We start from the raw sequence: 18,411 nt of genomic DNA, 5'->3' as shown, positions 1-18,411 counted from the left end.
GATTCCTTGGGGGCGTGGAGAGGTGAGTGAACGTCGGCCCGCCCCCACCGTGGGCCAGGTCGTCCTCGGCAGGCGCCTGCGCGACCTGCGGGAGGCGGTGGGTCTCAAGCGGGACGAGGCGGCGGGTGCGCTGCGGGTCACCGCGGCGACGATCCGCCGGATGGAGACCGCCGAGGTCGCGCTGAAGATCCCGTACGTGCAGATGCTCCTCGAGCTGTACGGGGTTCCCGAGCAGGAGATCGAGGCGTTCGTGGCGCTCGCCGAGGAGGCGAATCTGCCCGGCTGGTGGCAGCGCTTCCACGACGTCCTGCCGGACTGGTTCAGCCTGTACGTCAGTCTTGAGGGCGCGGCCGAGATGATCCGCTCCTACGAGCCGCACTTCGTGCCGGGCCTGTTGCAGACCGAGGAGTACGCGCGGGCGGTCTTCGACGCCGGCACGGTGGGCCGCTCCACTCCGGCCGACATCGACCGGCACGTGTCGCTGCGCCTGGCCCGCCAGTCGCTGCTGACCCGCGAGGACGCCCCGCACCTGTGGGTCGTGATGGACGAGACGGCGCTGCGCCGCCCGCCCGGCGACACGGCGCTGCTGCGCGGCCAGCTGGACCACCTGATCGAGACGGCGCGGCTGCCCCATGTGACGCTCCAGGTCGCCGAGTTCGCGACGGGGCCGCACCCGGCGACGTTCGGCCCGTTCACCCTGTTCCGCTTCCCGGTCCGCGAGCTGCCCGACATGGTCTACAGCGAGTACGTGACCGGCGCCCTGTACCTGGACGCCCGCGACGAGGTCGGCATGCACCTGGAGGTCCTGGACCACCTGGCGGCCCAGGCGGCGAGCGCGGAACGGACGCTGGAGATCCTGCGCAAGATGCGCGCCGAGCTGTAGGGGCTCCGCCGGGAACCGCGCGAGCAGCCGCGGACGGTCCGCACCCGACGGCGGGACCTCAGGCGACGCCCCCTTCGTCGCCCTTCTCGTCGTCGACGATCTCGGCATCGACCACGTCGTCGGCCGGCGCCCTGGACGCGTCCCCCTCCTCCGGGGAACCGCCGGAGGCCCCCGCGTACATGGCCTGTCCGACCTTCTGGCTGACGGTGGCCAGTTTCCGCACGCCGTCGCGGAGGGCCCGGGTGTCCGGCGGCTCGGCGGCCAGGGTGGCTTTCAGCTCGTCGACGGCGGCATCGACCTCGCCCCGTACGTCCGCCGGGACCCGGTCGGCGTTGTCGCGCAGGAACCGCTCCGTCTGGTAGACGAGCAGTTCGGCCTCGTTGCGGGCCTCGGCCGCCTCGCGCCGCTTGCGGTCCTCGTCGGCGTGCGCCTCGGCCTCCCGCATCATCCGGTCGATCTCGTCCTTGGGCAGGGCCGATCCCCCGGTCACGGTCATCTTCTGCTCGCGCCCGGTCGCGAGGTCCTTGGCCGATACGTGCATGATCCCGTCGGCGTCGATGTCGAAGGTGACCTCGATCTGCGGCACGCCGCGCGGCGCGGGCGGCAGCCCGGTCAGATCGAAGACGCCCAGCTTCTTGTTGTAGGCGGCGATGTCGCGCTCGCCCTGGAAGACCTGGATGCCGACGGAGGGCTGGTTGTCGGCGGCGGTGGTGAAGGTCTCCGAACGCCGGGTGGGAATGGTCGTGTTGCGCTCGATCAGCCGGGTCATGACGCCGCCCTTGGTCTCGATGCCCAGGGACAGCGGTGTCACGTCGAGGAGCAGTACGTCCTTCACGTCGCCGCGGATGACACCGGCCTGGAGCGTGGCGCCGACGGCGACGACCTCGTCGGGGTTGACGCCCTTGTGCGGGTCCTTGCCGGTCAGCTCCCGCACCAGTTCGGTGACGGCGGGCATCCGGGTGGAGCCGCCGACGAGGATCACGTGGTCGACGGCGGACAGCTCGACGCCCGCGTCCCGCACCGCCTGGTGGAACGGCTTCCTGCACCGGTCGAGCAGGTCGGCGGTGAGCTCCTGGAACCGGGCGCGGGTCAGCTTCTCGTCGAGGTGCAGCGGGCCGTCCGCGGACGCCGTGATGTAGGGCAGGTTCACCGTCGTCTCGCTGGCCGAGGACAGCTCGATCTTCGCCTTCTCGGCCCCTTCGCGCAGCCGTTGCACGGCCATCTTGTCGCTGCCGAGGTCGATGCCGTACGCGCTCTTGAACTGCCGGACGAGATGGTCGACGACGCGCTGGTCCCAGTCGTCGCCGCCCAGTTGGGTGTCGCCGTTGGTGGCCTTGACCTCGATGACGCCCTCGCCGATCTCCAGGAGCGAGACGTCGAAGGTGCCGCCGCCGAGGTCGAAGACGAGGACCGTCTGTTCGTCGCCCTTGTCGAGGCCGTAGGCGAGGGCGGCGGCGGTCGGCTCGTTGATGATGCGCAGCACCTTCAGCCCGGCGATCTCACCGGCTTCCTTGGTGGCCTGCCGCTGGGCGTCGTCGAAGTAGGCGGGCACGGTGATGACGGCGTCGGTGACGTCCTCGCCGAGATAGGCCTCGGCGTCCCGCTTGAGCTTCTGCAGGACGCGCGCGGAGAGTTCCTGGGCGTTGTACCGGTGTCCGTCGATGGCACCGCTCTCCGGGAAGTGCCAGCTCGCGTCTCCCATGTGGCGCTTGACGGAGCGTGCGGTGCGTTCGACGTTGGTGACGGCCTGCCGCTTGGCGACCTCGCCCACCAGCACCTCGGCGTGCGGCGTCCTGGCGAAGGCGACCACGGAGGGGGTGGTCCGGGCACCCTCCGCGTTGACGACGACGGTGGCCTCACCGCCCTCCAGCACGGCCACCACCGAGTTCGTCGTGCCGAGATCGATACCGACCGCACGCCCCATGACGCGCCTCCTGCCCCTGAGTGGCCCGCTCACATTGTCCTGCTACTCAGCACAAAACTTGAGCGGGCCTATGTCAAGGGGCTGGGCGGCCGACCGGTCCCCGGCGAACGAGCCGCTCTTGTCACCCGGCCCGCGACTGATCATCATCTCCCCTACGGGGACCGGGGTCACGGGGACGGAGGGGGAGGGGAGTTCGGGTGCTGGAGGCGCTGGGCCTGAGCGGCGACGAGACGGTCACGTACATGGAGATGGTCCGCGAAGGGCCGGGCGGACCAGGGGAGTTGGCCCGCCGCACCGGCCTGTCGGCCAAGCGGGTCGAGGCCGCCCTCGCCGGCCTCGTCTCCCGGGGCCTGTCGGTCCGGGAGGGCGGACCCGACGGCCCGGCCGTCGCGCAACCCCCGGACAGCGCGGGCGAGTTGCTGCTCGCCCACCGGATGCAGGAGCTTCTCCAGGCACGGGCCGCGATGGTCAGGCTCGCGCGGGAGTACCACGTCGAGAACCGCAGAACGGCCGGACCGGTGGCGATCGAGCACGTGCCGAAGGACGCGCTCGCCCTCCGCGTCGAGCAGATCGTGCGGCGGTCCCGCACCGAGGTCCTGATCTTCGACACGCCGCCCTACTTCTCGGTGGACAACACGCTCCAGATGGAGAAGATGGCCGCCGGTGTCGTCTACCGCGTGCTCTACGACCGGGAGGCCGTCGACTTCCCCGGCGCCATGGAGCGCATCGATCGGTGTCTCCGGGCCGGTGAGCAGGCCCGGGTGACGGCGCGTCTGCCGATGAAGATGATGATCGTCGACCGGGAGGTGGCGATCCTGCCCGCGCTGAGCGAGGCGGGCACCTGGCCGAGCGCCACCGGCATCATCCGGCCGAGTCCGCTGCTCACCGGGCTCCTCGAACTGTTCGAGCGGATCTTCGACGACAGTGTGCCGCTCGCCGCGGTGAGCGACACGGCCCCCGACCCGCTGGACGCGGAGGACACCCGGCTGCTGACCCTGCTGCTCAGCGGGCTGACCGACGAGGCGGTCGCCCGGCATCTGGGGATCGGGCGGCGGACGGTGCTGCGCCGGGCGCGGGGCCTGATGGACCGGGCGGGGGCGGTCACGCGGATGCAGCTCGGCTGGTACGCGGCGCGCCGCGGCTGGCTGGGGCCCGCGGCGGCCCCGGTCCCGAACGGCGGCTGACCTCCGCCGGAGGAGGCGAGAGCCGTCCCGAACCGGCTGTCTCTTTGGTGCCGTTGGCGCAAGTGCGCCGCATCCCGCTCTTTTTCCACCACCCGCATCACGGATAGCTTTCGACCCGTACCCCCCGGTGATCAACACGGGACGGACCATCTCCGTCCGTCCCGTGCGGCTCACCCATGCTCCGGTGTTCCGATCCGTCCAGCTCACCAGCCAGGAGAGGTTCATGCCAGAATCCTCACGCGGAAGATCCCGAAGACGTCTGGTCGTCGCCGCCGCGGCGAGCGCCGTCGTCACGATGCTGTCGGGGCTGCCCGCGGCGGGCGCCACCCCGTCCGCCACCGGCCCGGACTCCCCCGCCGCGGCCGTCCCCGCGGCGCTGAAGAAGCAGTCCTCGTCCTCCGTCACCCTGGTCACCGGCGACACGGTGACCGTGACCACGCGCGCCGACGGAAAGCGCTCGGTCGACGTGGCGGCCGCGCCCGGCGCGTCGAAGACCTTCCAGACCGTCACCACCCCCGACGGCGATCTGTTCGTCTTCCCGTCCGACGCCGTGGCCCCTCTCGCCGCGAAGTCGCTCGACCGGACGCTGTTCAACGTGACCCGGCTGCTCGCCGACGGCCAGGCCGACGGCAAGGCGGCCCGCGTCCCGGTCGTCGTCGAGTACGCGGACAAGGCGTCCCGGTCCACCCTCACCCGACGGGCCGACCACCTGCCGTCCGGCAGGCCCGGCGCCGTCCTCGACCGGCTCGACATGGCGGCGGTGAAGGTCGACAAGAAGGGCGCTGGCGACTTCTGGCGCAGTGTCGGCCCGCAGTTGGGCACGGCCGGGAAGGGGTCCGCCGCGAAGTCCTCGGCGGCCACGGGTCCGGTCGCCAAGCTCTGGTACGACGGCGTCGCGAAGGTCTCGCTCGACAAGAGCGTGCCGCAGATAGGCGCGCCTGCCGCCTGGGCGGCGGGACTCGACGGCAAGGGCACCGAGGTCGCCGTCCTGGACACCGGCGCGGACACCACCCATCCCGACCTCAAGGGCCGGATCGGCGCGACCAAGAGCTTCGTACCGGGCGTCGACTCGGTCAAGGACGGTCACGGCCACGGCACCCACGTGGCCTCGACCGTGGCGGGCACCGGCGCGGCGTCCGGCGGCCGGCTCAAGGGCGTCGCCCCGGGCGCGCGACTGATGATCGGCAAGGTCCTCGATGACGGCGGGTCAGGGCCGACGTCCCAGGTCATCGCCGGCATGGAGTGGGCCGTCGAGCAGGGCGCGGACATCGTCAGCATGAGCCTCGGCTCCCCCGCCACGGCCGGCGGCGACCTCTCCCAGCAGGCCGTGGACCGGCTCAGCGCCGACAGCGACACGCTGTTCGTGATCGCCGCGGGCAACGAGGGACCCGGCAGGTCGACCCTGGGCAGCCCCGGCATCGCCGAGTCGGCGCTCACCGTCGGCGCGGTCGACAAGTCGGACCGGATCGCGGAGTTCTCCAGCCGGGGCCCCCGGCTCGGTGACAACGGCATCAAGCCCGATCTGACCGCGCCGGGCGTCGGCATCGTCGCCGCGCGCGCCGCGGGCACCTCCATGGGCACGGTCGTCGACGACTTCTACACGTCCGCCAACGGCACGTCGATGGCCACCCCGCACGTGGCCGGCGCGGCGGCGCTGCTCAAGGAGCGCTACCCCGACTGGACCGGTGAGCAGCTCAAGGCGGCCCTGGTCTCCCACACCGAGCAGGCGGCCGGCCTGACGCCCTACGAGCAGGGCAGCGGGCGGACCGCGGTCGACGCCAGTCTCGACTCCGCCGTGGACATCACCGGCACGGTCGACTTCGGCACGGTCCTGTACTCCGCGTCGGGCGACGACGTGCAGCCCCGCACCCTGACCCTGAGCAACCGCTCCGACAAAGCCACGAAGGTCGCGCTGCGCCCGGAGGTCACCGGCGCGTCCGGCGGCAAGCCCCTCGCCGAGGGCGCGCTGCGTCTGTCGGCCACCGAGGTCACGGTGCCCGCGCACGGTTCGGCCGACGTCACCGTCGCCCTGAACCCGGCCGGGGCCACCCCCGACACCTACACCGGCAGGGTGCTCGCCACCGTCGGCACCACGACGGTCGCCCACACCGCGGTCGGCTTCACCCGCGACGTGGAGCGCTTCGCACTCGGCGTGGCGCTCAAGGACCGGCACGGCGACATCCCCTTCGCCGCGACGACCATCGTGATGGGCCTCGACAACGACTTCTTCGAGCTCCGCAACAGCGAGGGCAGCAACCGGGAGGAGTTCCAGGTGCCCGCCGGCTCGTACGGGGTCCTCGGCGGTGTCGTCACCGGCTGGAACGGCTCGAACCTGTGGCCCACCCAGGAGGCCGGCGACCTGTTCAACCTCTCCGACGTCGAGGTGGCGGGCCGGGCGACCACGGTCACGGCCGACGCCGAGCTGGCGAAGGACTTCGCCGTGCGGACGACCGACGAGAAGCGTCCGCTGGAGCCGTCGTCGTTCTCCTACGAGACGACCCGCGCCGACGCGCGGAACAAGGGCGCCACCGTCGGCGTCTCGGGCGACATGACCTCGTCCAACCAGCGGTACGGCGCCATCCCGTCGAAGCGGCCGGCCGTCGGCACGAGCGCGGTGTCGTTCTTCCGCCGCGACCGCGCCCCGCTGTACACGGCGGCGGTCGGCGGAAAGGACGGCTTCCCGCTCGGCGTGCAGTACCCGGCCGACACCTCCGACCAGCGGTACGCGGGCGCTGTCTCCGCGGCCGTGGTCGACGCGGGCACCGCCTCCGCGGCGGACCTGGCCCGGGTGGACGTCAAGGGCAAGGCGGCGCTCTACCACGACACCGACCCGAACTCCCTCCAGAGTGGGCTCGTCGCGCTCCAGGACGCCGGGGCGGCGCTGGTCGTCGTACTCCCCGCCGACGAGGGCGCGCACAGTCTGACCGCCTACGGCGTCACCGTGCCGTACTTCGCCGCGGACTACCGTGCTGCCGTCGCCCTGGCCAAGCGGGTCGCCAAGGGCACCGCCACCACACTCGACCTGCGCGCCGCGAAGGAGTCGGCGTACACCTACTCCGGTCAGTGGATCTTCGACAAGGGCATCCCCTCCGACCTCTCCGTCGTGGCCCGCAAGCGGGACTTCGCGAAGGCGCGCAACACCATCCACGCCGACGGAAAACAGGTGCTCGGCCACCACATGCTCGACTCGTGGAACCGCTGGTTCCCCACCTCGACCCGGTTCGCCGAGCGGGTGCGGCGCGGTGTGGAGCGCGACGAGTACCTGTACGCGCGGGACAGCTCGGTGACCTACGGGCAGACGTTCACGCCCGGGGAGCTGATGTCGGTGGCGATGGTGGGCCCGGCCCGGTCCTACCGTCCGGGGAAGACCACGTCGGAGAACTGGTTCGCTCCGGCGATGGCCCCGGGCCGGCACGGGATGTTCAGCCTGTGCACCTTCTGCCGGGCCGGTGACGAGCTGGCACCGATCCCGAGTTTCGGCGGCGACTCCGACCCCGACCACTGGCTCACGGGTGTCTCCAACGGATGGGGGCTCTACGCCTACCGGGACGGTGAGCCCATCGAGGTGGGGAACGGCGACTGGGGCCTGGACCGGCCCGCGGACTACCGATTCGTGCTGGAGACGTCGTGGGACGACTCCTGGCCGGTCCGCATCGAGCACGGCACATCCAGCCGCACCGACTACCGCTTCACCTCGGCCCGTCCCACGGCGGGCCAGGCCGAATGCGGGGCGGCGGTGACGGTCGACTGCGCGGCGCTGCCCACGCTCACCCCGTCGTACGACATGCCGGTCGACCTGCTGAACCGGGCCAGGGCGGGGCACGCCTCCGGCTTCACCCTGGACGCGGTGCGCGCCGAGGGGTGGCCGGGCTCGACTGCCGTCTCCGGCGCGAAGGTCTCCGTCAGCTACGACGGCGGCACGACGTGGACCGCGGCGAAGGTGAAGCGGAGCGACCGGGACTCGTTCACGGTGTCGTACCGTCACCCGGCGCTCGCCGCCACCGACGGCTACGTCGCGGTGAAGTCGGAGATCTGGGACGCCCACGGCACCCGCACGATCCAGGAGATCGGCAAGGCGTACGCGCTGCGCTGACGGCCGGCTGCACAGCACACAGGCCGGGCCCGGGTGGCGACACCCGGGCCCGGCCCCTGCCGGTCGGTCCCGCCGTCAGGCTCCGGAGACCTGGCCGTTCGCGAAGTAGGCGCGCAGGCGCGGGTCGAGCGGCGGTACGTCGTACGGGGTGCCGCCGTCGCGCAGCGAGCGGGTGGCCAGGGCGCCCGCGGCGACGCTCATGCGGGCCGCCACCGGGTCGGTGTCGGTGGTGCCGCCGTCGCGGGCGAAGCGGCAGAACTCGCCGATGATGCTCTCGTCGGCGCCGCCGTGCGAGCCGGCGGCGTCCGGGACGCGGTGGACGACGTCGGCGTCGGCGCGGTAGCCGCTCGGGCCGGTGTTCCAGACCCGTACCTCGTCGCCGGGCCGGTCGCCGAAGTTCTCCAGGCGGCCCTCGGTGCCGATGACGGTGTAGTTGCGGAAGTAGTCGGGGCTGAAGTGGCACTGCTGGTAGGCGGCGATGACGCCGTTGTCCAGCCGCATGTTCATCACCGACACGTCCTCGACGTCGACGACGTGGTGCAGGTCCTTGCGGGCGGTGGGCGGCCAGTCGAACTCCCGCAGCCAGCCGTCGGGGCGCGGGGTGTCCGGCGCCCGGCGCGGCAGGTCGCCGTAGACCATCAGGTCGCCGAGGGCGTTGACGCGGGTGGTGTAGCCGCCGGCCAGCCAGTGCACGACGTCGATGTCGTGCGCGGCCTTCTGGAGCAGCAGGCCCGTGGTGCGGCGCCGGTCGGCGTGCCAGTCCTTGAAGTAGTAGTCGCCGCCGTAGCTGACGAAGTGCCGTACCCAGACGGTCTTCGGCTCGCCGATGTCGCCCCGCGCGATGATGTCGCGCATGGTGCGCACGACGCCCATGTGGCGCATGTTGTGGCCCACGTAGAGGCGGGTGCCGGTCTCGTACGCGGTGCGCAGGATCGTGTCGCAGCTCTCGACGGAGATGCCGAGCGGCTTCTCCACGTAGACGGGCTTGCCCGCGCGCAGCGCCTCGCAGGCGATGGCCTCGTGGGTGTCGTCGGGGGTGGCGACGATGACGGCGTCGATGTCGGGGCTGTCGAGGAGGGTGCGGTAGTCCTCCACGGCGACGGCGCCTTCGTACCAGCCGGGGACCTGGGCCCGGACCGCCGGATCGAGGTCGGCGGCGGCCGCCACGACCGAGCCCCGGCCGGGGCGGTGGGCGGCGGTCGCGAGGTTGCGGCGCAGGCCGAGGCCGATGACGCCGATACGGAGGTCGTCGCTCACTTGGTGCCCTTCGTGATGGCCTGCTCGTACTCGTGTCGCATGGCGTCGCCCGCGGTGCGCCGCCACTTGGGCAGCACTTCCTTCTGGAAGAAGGAAAGAGGCTTGCGGCCCGCGATGATGTCCTTGACGGCCGTGTTGACCTCGTCCTTCGCGGACGCGCCCTTCTGCGCGAAGGTGTCCGAGAAGAAACCGATCGTGGGGTCGACGCGGGCCAACTTCATCAGCTCCGTCTGCGACGCGTGGATCGACCGGGTCACGTCGGGCTTGTCCGGCAGGTACAGGCTCTCCGGGGCGTTGCCGAAGAAGGTGATGGCCTGCTTGGTGGTGAGCACCTCGGCGTTGCCCTTCTTCGTCAGCATCACGTCGCCGCTCTTGGCGCGGGTGTGGTGGGTGCCCTCGATGCCGTTGTCCAGGAAGAGCCGCTCCTCGGTGCCCATGGGAGCGCTGAGGTAGTCGAGCACCTTGAGGAGCGTGGGGATACGGGACTTGGGGACGTTGTTGTTGATCGCGGTGAAGCCGACGGAACCGTAGCCGTAGGCCCAGGTGGGGGTGATGCCCGGCGCCGCGGCGAAGGGGACGACGACCTTCTCCGGCCAGTCGTACATGGTGCTGTCGTTGATGAAGCCGGGGAAGGACTGCACGTGCATGCCGAGGAAGCCGCCCTCCATCTTCTCCAGGGTGGTGGTGAGGTTCGGGTCCGGCCAGAAGAGCTGTGCCTTCTGGCACTTGAGGGCGAACTCGATGCCGGCCAGGAACTCGTCCGTCTCGAACGAGTGGGTCAGCCTGCCGCCGTCGAGCCGCCAGCCGTTGGGCGCCCCGTGCCAGTACGCGAACTGCTGCGCGTGGTTCACGTACGCCGGTTCCAGGACGTACTTCTTGCGCTTGGTGTCGAGGAGGTCCTTCGCCTTGTCGAAGAAGTCCTGCGCGCTGTCGAAGTCGGTGCCGCCGACCGGCTTCCAGAAGTCCTCGTTGGCCACGTACACCTGGCCCATGCGGCCGTACGGCACCGCGTAGCCCCAGATCCGGCCGTTGATGACGGCGGTCTTCCAGGCGTACTCGGGGATGTTGGCGAGGTTCGGGTACTTCTTGACGGCGTCGCCGGAGAGGTACGGGGTGAGGTCGTGGAACTTGGCGCGGAGCAGGTCGGGGACGTTCTTCAGGCCCTGGTTCGGCGGGAACCACATCAGGTCCGGCAGGTCGCCGCCCGCGATGGTGGCGTTGAACTTCTCGCGGTAGACGCTGTCCGCGCCGAGGCCGTTGACGATGGTCAGGCGCAGCTCGGAGCCGAGGCGCTTGTTCAGCTCCTGCCAGTACGCGTTGCGGTTCATCGCGGGCGCCGGAGTCGTGAACGTCTCGGTCAGGCAGGTGATCGCCCTGCCGTCGCCCGGCGCCTTGGTCACGCTCTTGACGAGGTCCTTCGGGTAACGCAGATAGGCCGGGTCCAGGCCCTGGGCGTTGCCCGCGAGATCGGGGGCGGGCACCTTCGCCGGTACGTACGTGGGCAGCTTCACTTTGGCGGACGCCTCCGCTCCGCCCGCCTGCGCACCGCCGTCGCCGCACGCGGTGAGCAGGCCGCCGCCCGCGACGGTCAGTCCGGCGGCACCGGCGGCGCCGAGAAACCCTCTGCGATCGAGATTGCGGGAAGGCATGGTTCTCCTAGGGTGCGGTGAACGAGGTTGGGAGAAGCGCGAGGTGACTGGGCGTCAGTCAGGCCTTGACGGCGCCGGTGAGCACGCCCTTGACGAAGTACTTCTGCAGGAAGGGGTAGACCGCGACGATCGGCAGCACGGCGAGGATGAGCACCGCCATGGACAGTGCGGTCGTGGCCGGCAGGACGCTCACGCCGAGGGCCTTGGCGTTGAAGGTGTCGCCCTGGATGACGTACGAGCGCAGGATGACCTGCAGCGGCAGCTTGTTGGAGTCGTTGATGTAGAGCATCGCGTTGAAGAAGCTGTTCCAGTACGTGACGGCGTAGAACATGCCGACCACCGCGATGACCGCCTTGGACAGCGGCAGCACGATCCGGCACATGATCGTGAGTTCCCCCGCGCCGTCGAGCCGGGCCGCTTCGTGCAGTTCGTCGGGGATGCCCTGGAAGAAGGCCCGTACGACGATGACGTTGAAGGCGTTGAGCATGATCGGCAGGATCATGGCGCCGTAGGAGTCGATCAGGCCCAGCTCCTGGACCACCAGGTAGCTGGGGATCACGCCGGGCGTGAAGAGGAACGTGCCGACGACCACGAGCAGCAGCGGCTTGCCGCCGAACGTCTTCGGCCGTGACAGGCCGTACGCCAGACAGACCGTGCAGAGCAGGCTGAGTGCGGTGCCGATGACGGTGACGCCGACGCTGACCAGTGCGGCCCTGGTGACGACGCCGCCGGCCAGGACCACCCGGTACGCCTCCAGGGTGGGGTGCTGCGGGAAGAGGACGTACCCGCCGTTCGCGGCGAGTTCGGCCTTGGTGGAGAGGCTGGTGCCGATCGCGAGCAGGAACGGGTAGCCGACGGCCACGATCATGGCGAGGATGACGATGAGCTTCAGGGCCTGTCCGGCGGGGCTCGGCCGTTCCATCCAGGCCGGCCGGTCCGGGCGGCGCCCGCCGCGCGGGAAGCGCGGGGCGAAGGTGGTGCTCACTGGTAGACCCCCTGCTCGCCGAGTCGGTGGGCGACCTTGTTGGCGACCACGATCAGGACGAAGCCGATGACGCCCTTCATCAGTCCGGCGGCGGTGGACATGCCCCAGTCGCCGTCCACGACGCCGTGGAAGTAGACGTAGGTGTCGAGCACTTCGGAGGCGTCCGCGCCGACCATGTCCCGCTGGAGCAGCACCTGTTCGAAGCCGACGGAGAGGATGTCGCCGAGGCGCAGGATGAGCAGCATGACCATCACGGGCCGGATGCCCGGCAGGGTCACGTGCCACATGCGGCGCAGCCATCCGGCGCCGTCCATCGCCGCCGACTCGTAGAGTCCCGGGTCGATGGAGGCCATCGCGGCCAGGAAGATGATCGCTCCCCAGCCCGCGTCCTTCCAGATGGACTCCGAGGTCAGGAGCAGCATGAACGTGTCGGGGTTGTTCATGATGTTGCCGACGTGCACCCCGTGGTCGTTCAGCACGCTGCTGATGGTGCCGACGCCGCCGAACATCTGCTGGAAGAAGCTGACCACGACGACCCACGACAGGAAGTGCGGCAGGTAGACGATGGTCTGCATCAGGCGCCGGGTCCTGGTGCTGATCAGCGAGTTCAGGAACAGCGCGAGCAGGATCGGCGCGGGGAAGTAGAGCAGCAGCTGGACGGCGCTGATCTGGAGGGTGTTCCACACCGCGGTCCAGAACTCCGGCTCCTGGACCAGGGCCTGGAAGTTGTCCACGCCGACCCAGAGGCTGTGCATGAAGCCCAGGTACGGCTGGTAGTCCTGGAAGGCCGTGATGTTGCCGGCCAGCGGCAGGTAGAAGAAGACGGCGAAGTACACGATGCCGGGCACGCACAGGAGCAGGAGCGTCCTGTCGCGCCGCAGCCGCTGCCGGACCGTGGGCTTGCGCGCGCCTGACCTGGTATCGGAGTCCTGCCGTGCGTCTGGTGGGTCGGCCGGCCGGGTCATGGCCTGGCCGGGCGATGTGGTCGCGGGCGACGTCACATACACCTCCGGCATCGAGGGTGGCGGGGTGGGGCCGCGGGGCATCGACACCGGCCCGCGAGGCTGGCTGAATCTTGCACCACTCAAGCCGACTGTGACAATAGGTGCTTGAAATAGCCTCCAATCTTGCAGCTTCAAGCACTCACGCTTCTCCGGGTACGACGACGCCCCGGACCCGAGGGGTGGGTCCGGGGCGCGGTCGAGCCGGGCTGATGGTGCGTCAGGCGGTCAGCTCAGCTTCGCCGTGAGGGTGATCGTCGTGCCCGAGAGCGCCTGGCTCACCGGGCAGTTCTTCTTGGCGTCCTCGGCCGCGGCCTGGAAGCCCTGCTCGTCGAGGCCCGGGACGGTGCCCTCGACGATGAGGTGGATGCCGGTGATGCCCTCGCCCGGCTGGAACGTCACGTCGGCCGAGGTGACCAGCTTGGTGGGCGGGGTGCCGGCGCCGGACAGGCCGTGCGACAGCGCCATGGAGAAGCAGGACGAGTGCGCGGCCGCGATCAGCTCTTCGGGGCTGGTCTTCCCGTTCGCCTGCTCGGCGCGGGACGGCCACGACACCGGCTGGTCGCCGATGCCGGACGAGTCGAAGGTGACGGTGCCGCTGCCCTTGAGCAGGTCGCCTTCCCACACGGTGTGCGCGGAGCGCGTGGTAGCCACGATGGTTCCTTTCGGTGTCCGTTGTGCAGTGCCCCCATCCGACCACACATCCCGCGCCGTGGGTCGATCATGCGCGCGCTCGTCGTGCGTCTGCGGCTCCGGTGGCGGCTGGTCGCGCAGTTCCCCGCGCCCCCGGGTTGTCGTTCATCCGCGGCCCAGTGGGGGCTGGTCGCGCAGTTCCCCGCGCCCCTGGGTTGTCGTTCATCCGCGGCCCAGTGGGGGCTGGTCGCGCAGTTCCCCGCGCCCCTGGGTTGTCGTTCATCCGCGGCCCAGTGGGGGCTGGTCGCGCAGTTCCCCGCGCCCCTGAAGGCATGCGCTGCGCGCAGCCTTCACCTGAGGCTGCGCTTCGCGCGCCTCCCGACGAGGCAGCGGTGGCGCGCCTCTCTTGATGAGATGGCGCACGCAGTGCGCATCTCAGGGGCGCGGGGAACTGCGCGAGAAGCGGCCACCGTGCCGCGCGTGAGGAACTACCCGGGAGCGCGGGCCACCCGGAAGGGTCTACGCGCGCTGTTTCCGGGCGGCCAGGACCGCGTAGACCAGAACGCCCACGAACAGGAACAGCACCCCCTGGTAGACGGCGGCATAGCCGGCCCCGCCCACCAGCCACATCGAGAAGCCGAAAGCCGCCAGGGCCAGGACCAAGTCCCTCACGAAACGCGGGACATGCACCCGGTCACCCCGCCCCGACGACAGGAAATACACCTGCGCCGCGGTCGCCAGCAGATACGGAATCGTGGCCGTGAACGTCGTCACCAGGACAAGCGTGTTGAACACGGCCGCCGAACCGGCCGTGTAGTTGTACACGGTGAGCAGCGAGGCGAGCCCGACGGCGACCAGGACCCCGACCGTCGGAACCCCGCGCCGCTTCCGCTCGAACACCTTGGGAAAGAGCCCGTCGCGCGCGGCGGCGTACGGCGTCTGGGCACTGAGCAGCGTCCAGCCGTTGAGCGCGCCGACCATCGACACCAGCGCGGCGACGGCGACGGCGCTGCCGCCCCAGGTCCCGCCGAACATGGCGTTGACGGCGTCGGAGAACGGCGCAGTGGAGTCCACCAGCCGGTCGTGCGGAACGGTGCCGAACACGGACACCGTGCACAGCAGGTACAGCAGCGCCGCGAGCCCGGTGCCGAGGACGGTGGCCCGGCCGACATTGCGCTGCGGGTCACGGACCTCCCCGGCGCTCACGGACGCCGACTCGACGCCCAGGTAGCTGAAGAGCAGGATCGCGGCGGACGCCGAGACGGCCCCCAGTGCGGAGTCACCGCTCGCCTGGAACGGCCCGAGATTGTCGCTCCGGAAGAAGAACAGCCCGCCGACGGCGACGAGCAGCAGCGGCGCGAACTTCAGTACGGTGGAGACGAGTTGGACGGCGCCGACGTAGCGGGTGCCGGCCAGATTGGCGAGCGCGGGCAGCCACTGGCAGGCGAGGGCCGCGACGATCGTCCAGAACGTCGAGCCGTGGAGGGGCAGCAGGACGTCGAGGTAGCCGACGGCGGCCACGGCCAGCGCCGCGTTGCTCACCCACGTGGTGATCCAGTAGCTCCACGCGGCGAGGAACCCGGCGAAGTCGCCGAAGGCCTCACGCGCGTAGACATAGGGGCCGCCGGTCAGCGGATGCCGGTGGGCGAGCCGGCCGAAGACGAGCGCGAGGGCGATCGCGCCGAGCGTCAGGACGCCGAACGCGACGAGCGCGATCGTGCCGTACGGGGCCACGGACGCCGGCAGGAGGAAGATGCCGCCGCCGATGATGTTGCCCATGACGAGGCAGGTGGCGATCGGCAGTCCGAAGCGCCGGGCGTGCCGGCTGTGGTGCGGATCGGGACCGTCGGCCGGAGCCGGTGGGGACGCGGTTCCGGTGTCGTACATGTGGGGGGTGTGCCTCTCGGTCGTGCTGAGGCCGCCACGGGATCGCCGGGCGACGCCCCATCGTCCGGTGAGCGGACACTCGCCGCCAAATCAGACAGTTTTGTCCTGCGTGTCGTGGGGCGCGGCCGCAAATGATGCGGGGTCCGGGTCACGGTGGAGCGAATCGTCCGCGGCGGCCGGCGGAGCCGTCAGCGGGACCTGCGGTCCGTGTCCCTCGCGCAGCCAGCGGCGCAGCACGTGGTGGACCTGCTCGGCGCCGACGAGTTCGGCGCCGTCCGCGACCGGCGCGGACAGGGTGAGCGGCGACAGCAGGAAGGGCCGGCTCTGCGCACCGCCGAGGCCGCCGTGCGACCCGATCTGCTCCTCGAAGGCGAGGACCTCGCCGTCGACCGGGTCGTACATGGAGTTGACCATGACGTCGGCGGTGTGCGGGAAGGAGTGGGTGCGGCGCACGGCGTCGGCGGCGCCGGGCCCGAAGTCGGCGAGCGGCCCCTGCCCGTCGGCCAGCTCGGCGACCGGCACCTCGGCGCCCTGCGCGCCGAGCACCAGCCCGTCGTGCTCCTCGCTGCGCACGAGGAGGAAGCCGACACCGGGATGGTTGGCGAGGGTCGCGAGCAGCGCCGGGTGGCGGGCGTCGATCTCCTCCTTGGTCATCCGGTGCGGGACGTCGGGGAAGGAGACGAGGCCCAGGTTCCCGGAGGCGAGGACGACGGGCTCGCTGTGCTTGCCGCCGTGCCCGGCGCCCGTGCCCTCCTCGACGGGCCGGTGCAGCGCGGCGCGCACCGCGGAGCGGGCCTCGGCGCCGGAGCGGGTGCGTCGCGCCCTGCGCGGCACGGGCAGCCCGCAGCCGGCCCGGACCAGGTCCTGGAGGGTGAGTCCGTAGCGGGCGCGGAAGGTCTCGCCGGGGCTCTGGCCGTGGTCGGACAGCAGGACGATGCGGTACGGGCGCGGGGCGTGCTCGGCGACCTTCACGAGCAGCGCGAGGGACCGGTCGAGGCGTTCGAGGACCTTCACCGCGTCCCGGCTGAAGGGGCCCGAGTGGTGGGCCACTTCGTCGTACGCGACGAGGTCGGCGTAGACCGCGCTGCGCCCGGCGAGCATGTCGCCGATGACCGCCGCGACGACGACGTCCCGCTCGACGACGGTCGCGAAGGCGCGGATGAACGGGTAGAGCCCGCCGCGGGAGACGCGGGGGCGGCGCTCGCGGATCAGGGCGTGGGTGGACTGCCCGATCTCGCGGCCCACCTCGGCGAAGAAGGACAGGGCGGTGCGGACCGCGTTCGCGGGGTCGGAGAAATAGGCGAAGTATCCGGCGCGGGAACGGTTCTCCTTGCCGCGCCGGGCGGCCACGGACAGCACCAGGGCGACCTGTTCGGCGCCGCCGCTGAAGAGGTTGCCGCGGCTCGCCCCGTCGACGGTGAGCAGGCCCCCGTCGCCGGTGCGCTCGATGGCGCGGCGCTGCAGTTCGGCGGCGCTGGTCGGCCGGTTGGAGACCTGGATCTCGCCGGTCTCCTTCTCGTACCAGCGGAACGCGGGGATGTCCTCGTTCGAGCCGTGCAGGATGCCGAGCTGGCTGGCGCCGGTCTGGCTGGACCAGTCCGTGCGCCAGGGGGTGAGGCGGTGCCCGCCGTCGCGCAGCCAGCCGCCCACCGTGGGCATCACGTCGTCGCGGGCCATGCGGCTCAGCACCTCGTGGCCGACGCCGTCGAGCTGGAGGAAGAGGGTGCCGGGGGTGGGCGGGCAGGCTCCGGCCTCGTCGGCCCCGCGCCGTCTGCGCGCGGCGAGCCGGTACAGGCGGCGCCGGTAGGCGTCGTCGTCCCGTACGGCGAGGGCACCACCGGTGGCGGAGGCGACGGCCGACATGACGGCGGCCACGACCACGGCGGTCTCCGGGCCGACCTCGCCCCTGTTCTCCGGGACGAGTTTGAGGGCGAAGAGGAGCAGCGCGCCGTTGAGGAAGAAGACGACGAGGCCGAGGACGAGTGCCGGGACGAGCAGCAGGGCCCGTACCAGGAGCGGCCAGACCAGTGCGGAGAGCACCGCGAACGCGCCGGCGGCCGAGGCCGCGGTCAGCGCGACGCGGGTCAGGCTGTCGCCGTCGTCCGACTGGAGCTGGAAGTCCGGCAGGAGCCCGGCGAGGATCATCATCGTGAGCGTGCTCGCCGCCCAGACGGTCAGCGACCGCCAGCCCTGGCTCGCCGCCCGCCGCCACCGGCCTCCGGCCACTTTCCGGCTCCCCTCACCCTGCGCAGTGCACGTCCTGTTCCGAGTAAGGGTTTCATACCATTTGCCACCAGGGCCTGTCCGGCGGATCTTGTCGCGGGCGCGGGGTCCGGCACGCCGACCTGCGGCGTTGTCGTCGGTTGCCGACGCTCCGCGTCGACGCCCTCCTCCGCCGTGCATCTCGACGCACCAGACCCCGCTCACCAGCACAGAAACGCGCGGGCCGACCGACTGCGACCTGATCCGCCGGACAGGCCCTAGCAGCCGTCGTATCCCGCCGTGGGCATCGAGAGGCGGCGGTGCACACGGGCCTTCATGTCGGCGTCGTAGTGCGGCTCCGCGAGCCCCGCCCGCTCCAGGGGCACCCCGCGCCGCACGCACTCCGCGGAGAAGGCGTCGACCGAGCGCAGCGCCACCCGCAGCACGCGGTCGCTGGGCGCGACGAACACATCGACCAGGCCCGCGTCGACATCGGCCCACAGCGCCTCGTGATCGGCGCGCAGGGCGTGCACCAGGAGCTGACGCGTGACGACATAGCCGCGGTCGGCGGCCCAGCGGGAGCACATCGCGTACTGGCTGCGCGAGTCCACCAGGAAGGGATCCGCGTCCAGCTGCTCCAGCGGGGTCAGCCCGGCGATCGCCAGGACCCGTACCGCTTCCGCCTGCGCTGTGCCCATGGTGTCCCCCTCACC

Annotated in this window: 12 protein-coding genes; 3 read left to right on the top strand and 9 right to left on the bottom strand. The window is 71.2% G+C overall.

The window, feature by feature from the left end:
• Positions 1-22 precede the first annotated feature (22 nt).
• A complete protein-coding gene (locus tag ABII15_RS32040) occupies positions 23-883 on the top strand; it encodes a helix-turn-helix transcriptional regulator (protein ID WP_353945764.1) in 861 nt (286 codons plus the stop codon).
• Between the two features lie 58 nt (positions 884-941).
• Here the strand turns inward: ABII15_RS32040 and dnaK are convergent, their stop codons facing one another.
• Complete coding sequence (dnaK, locus tag ABII15_RS32035) at positions 942-2,807, bottom strand: molecular chaperone DnaK (protein ID WP_353945763.1); 1,866 nt, start codon at positions 2,805-2,807, stop codon at positions 942-944.
• A 197-nt stretch (positions 2,808-3,004) separates the two neighbouring features.
• Here dnaK and ABII15_RS32030 point away from each other — a divergent pair, with 197 nt between their 5' ends.
• A complete protein-coding gene (locus tag ABII15_RS32030) occupies positions 3,005-3,991 on the top strand; it encodes a helix-turn-helix domain-containing protein (protein ID WP_353945762.1) in 987 nt (328 codons plus the stop codon).
• A 223-nt stretch (positions 3,992-4,214) separates the two neighbouring features.
• On the top strand, positions 4,215-8,084 hold the full coding sequence (locus tag ABII15_RS32025) for a S8 family serine peptidase (RefSeq protein WP_353945761.1): 3,870 nt from the start codon (positions 4,215-4,217) through the stop codon (positions 8,082-8,084).
• 75 nt (positions 8,085-8,159) lie between these two features.
• On the opposite strand, the gene ABII15_RS32020 is transcribed toward ABII15_RS32025, so the two are convergent.
• The 8 genes from ABII15_RS32020 to ABII15_RS31985 all read right to left on the bottom strand — a co-directional run bounded on the left by ABII15_RS32020 (position 8,160) and on the right by ABII15_RS31985 (position 18,396).
• A complete protein-coding gene (locus ABII15_RS32020) occupies positions 8,160-9,341 on the bottom strand; it encodes a Gfo/Idh/MocA family oxidoreductase (protein WP_353945760.1) in 1,182 nt (393 codons plus the stop codon).
• Positions 9,338-10,990, bottom strand: coding sequence for a hypothetical protein (locus ABII15_RS32015; protein WP_353945759.1), 1,653 nt, complete (start codon positions 10,988-10,990; stop codon positions 9,338-9,340). The genes ABII15_RS32020 and ABII15_RS32015 overlap by 4 nt, the downstream gene beginning before the upstream one ends.
• A gap of 58 nt (positions 10,991-11,048) precedes the next feature.
• Entirely contained in the window at positions 11,049-11,975 is a 927-nt protein-coding gene (locus ABII15_RS32010) for a carbohydrate ABC transporter permease (RefSeq protein ID WP_353945758.1), read from the bottom strand.
• Positions 11,972-12,940, bottom strand: a complete 969-nt coding sequence (locus ABII15_RS32005) for an ABC transporter permease subunit (RefSeq protein ID WP_353947266.1) — start codon at positions 12,938-12,940, stop codon at positions 11,972-11,974. The genes ABII15_RS32010 and ABII15_RS32005 overlap by 4 nt, the downstream gene beginning before the upstream one ends.
• 264 nt (positions 12,941-13,204) lie before the next feature.
• On the bottom strand, positions 13,205-13,630 hold the full coding sequence (locus ABII15_RS32000) for an OsmC family protein (RefSeq protein WP_353945757.1): 426 nt from the start codon (positions 13,628-13,630) through the stop codon (positions 13,205-13,207).
• Between the two features lie 498 nt (positions 13,631-14,128).
• Positions 14,129-15,496 carry an amino acid permease gene (locus ABII15_RS31995; protein WP_353945756.1) on the bottom strand — a complete coding sequence of 456 codons (1,368 nt, stop codon included), beginning with the start codon at positions 15,494-15,496 and terminating at the stop codon, positions 14,129-14,131.
• A gap of 90 nt (positions 15,497-15,586) precedes the next feature.
• Positions 15,587-17,722, bottom strand: a complete 2,136-nt coding sequence (locus tag ABII15_RS31990) for a phage holin family protein (RefSeq protein WP_353945755.1) — start codon at positions 17,720-17,722, stop codon at positions 15,587-15,589.
• Between the two features lie 254 nt (positions 17,723-17,976).
• The gene (locus tag ABII15_RS31985) at positions 17,977-18,396 is read right to left on the bottom strand and encodes a hypothetical protein (protein ID WP_353945754.1); all 420 of its coding nucleotides are present in this window, start codon (positions 18,394-18,396) and stop codon (positions 17,977-17,979) included.
• Positions 18,397-18,411 lie beyond the last annotated feature (15 nt).

This window comes from Streptomyces sp. HUAS MG91, assembly GCF_040529335.1.
GTDB classification, from domain to species: Bacteria; Actinomycetota; Actinomycetes; order Streptomycetales; family Streptomycetaceae; genus Streptomyces; species Streptomyces tabacisoli.
Note: the sequence above shows the minus strand (reverse complement) of the source record. Positions and strands in the feature narration are given on the sequence as shown.

Coding starts and splice junctions, on each gene's coding strand:
- dnaK (WP_353945763.1), bottom strand. CDS start 2,807: ATGGGGCGTGCGGTCGGTATCGATCTCGGCACGACGAACTCGGTGGTG.
- ABII15_RS32025 (WP_353945761.1), top strand. CDS start 4,215: ATGCCAGAATCCTCACGCGGAAGATCCCGAAGACGTCTGGTCGTCGCC.
- ABII15_RS32015 (WP_353945759.1), bottom strand. CDS start 10,990: ATGCCTTCCCGCAATCTCGATCGCAGAGGGTTTCTCGGCGCCGCCGGT.
- ABII15_RS32005 (WP_353947266.1), bottom strand. CDS start 12,940: ATGACCCGGCCGGCCGACCCACCAGACGCACGGCAGGACTCCGATACC.
- ABII15_RS31995 (WP_353945756.1), bottom strand. CDS start 15,496: ATGTACGACACCGGAACCGCGTCCCCACCGGCTCCGGCCGACGGTCCC.
- ABII15_RS31985 (WP_353945754.1), bottom strand. CDS start 18,396: ATGGGCACAGCGCAGGCGGAAGCGGTACGGGTCCTGGCGATCGCCGGG.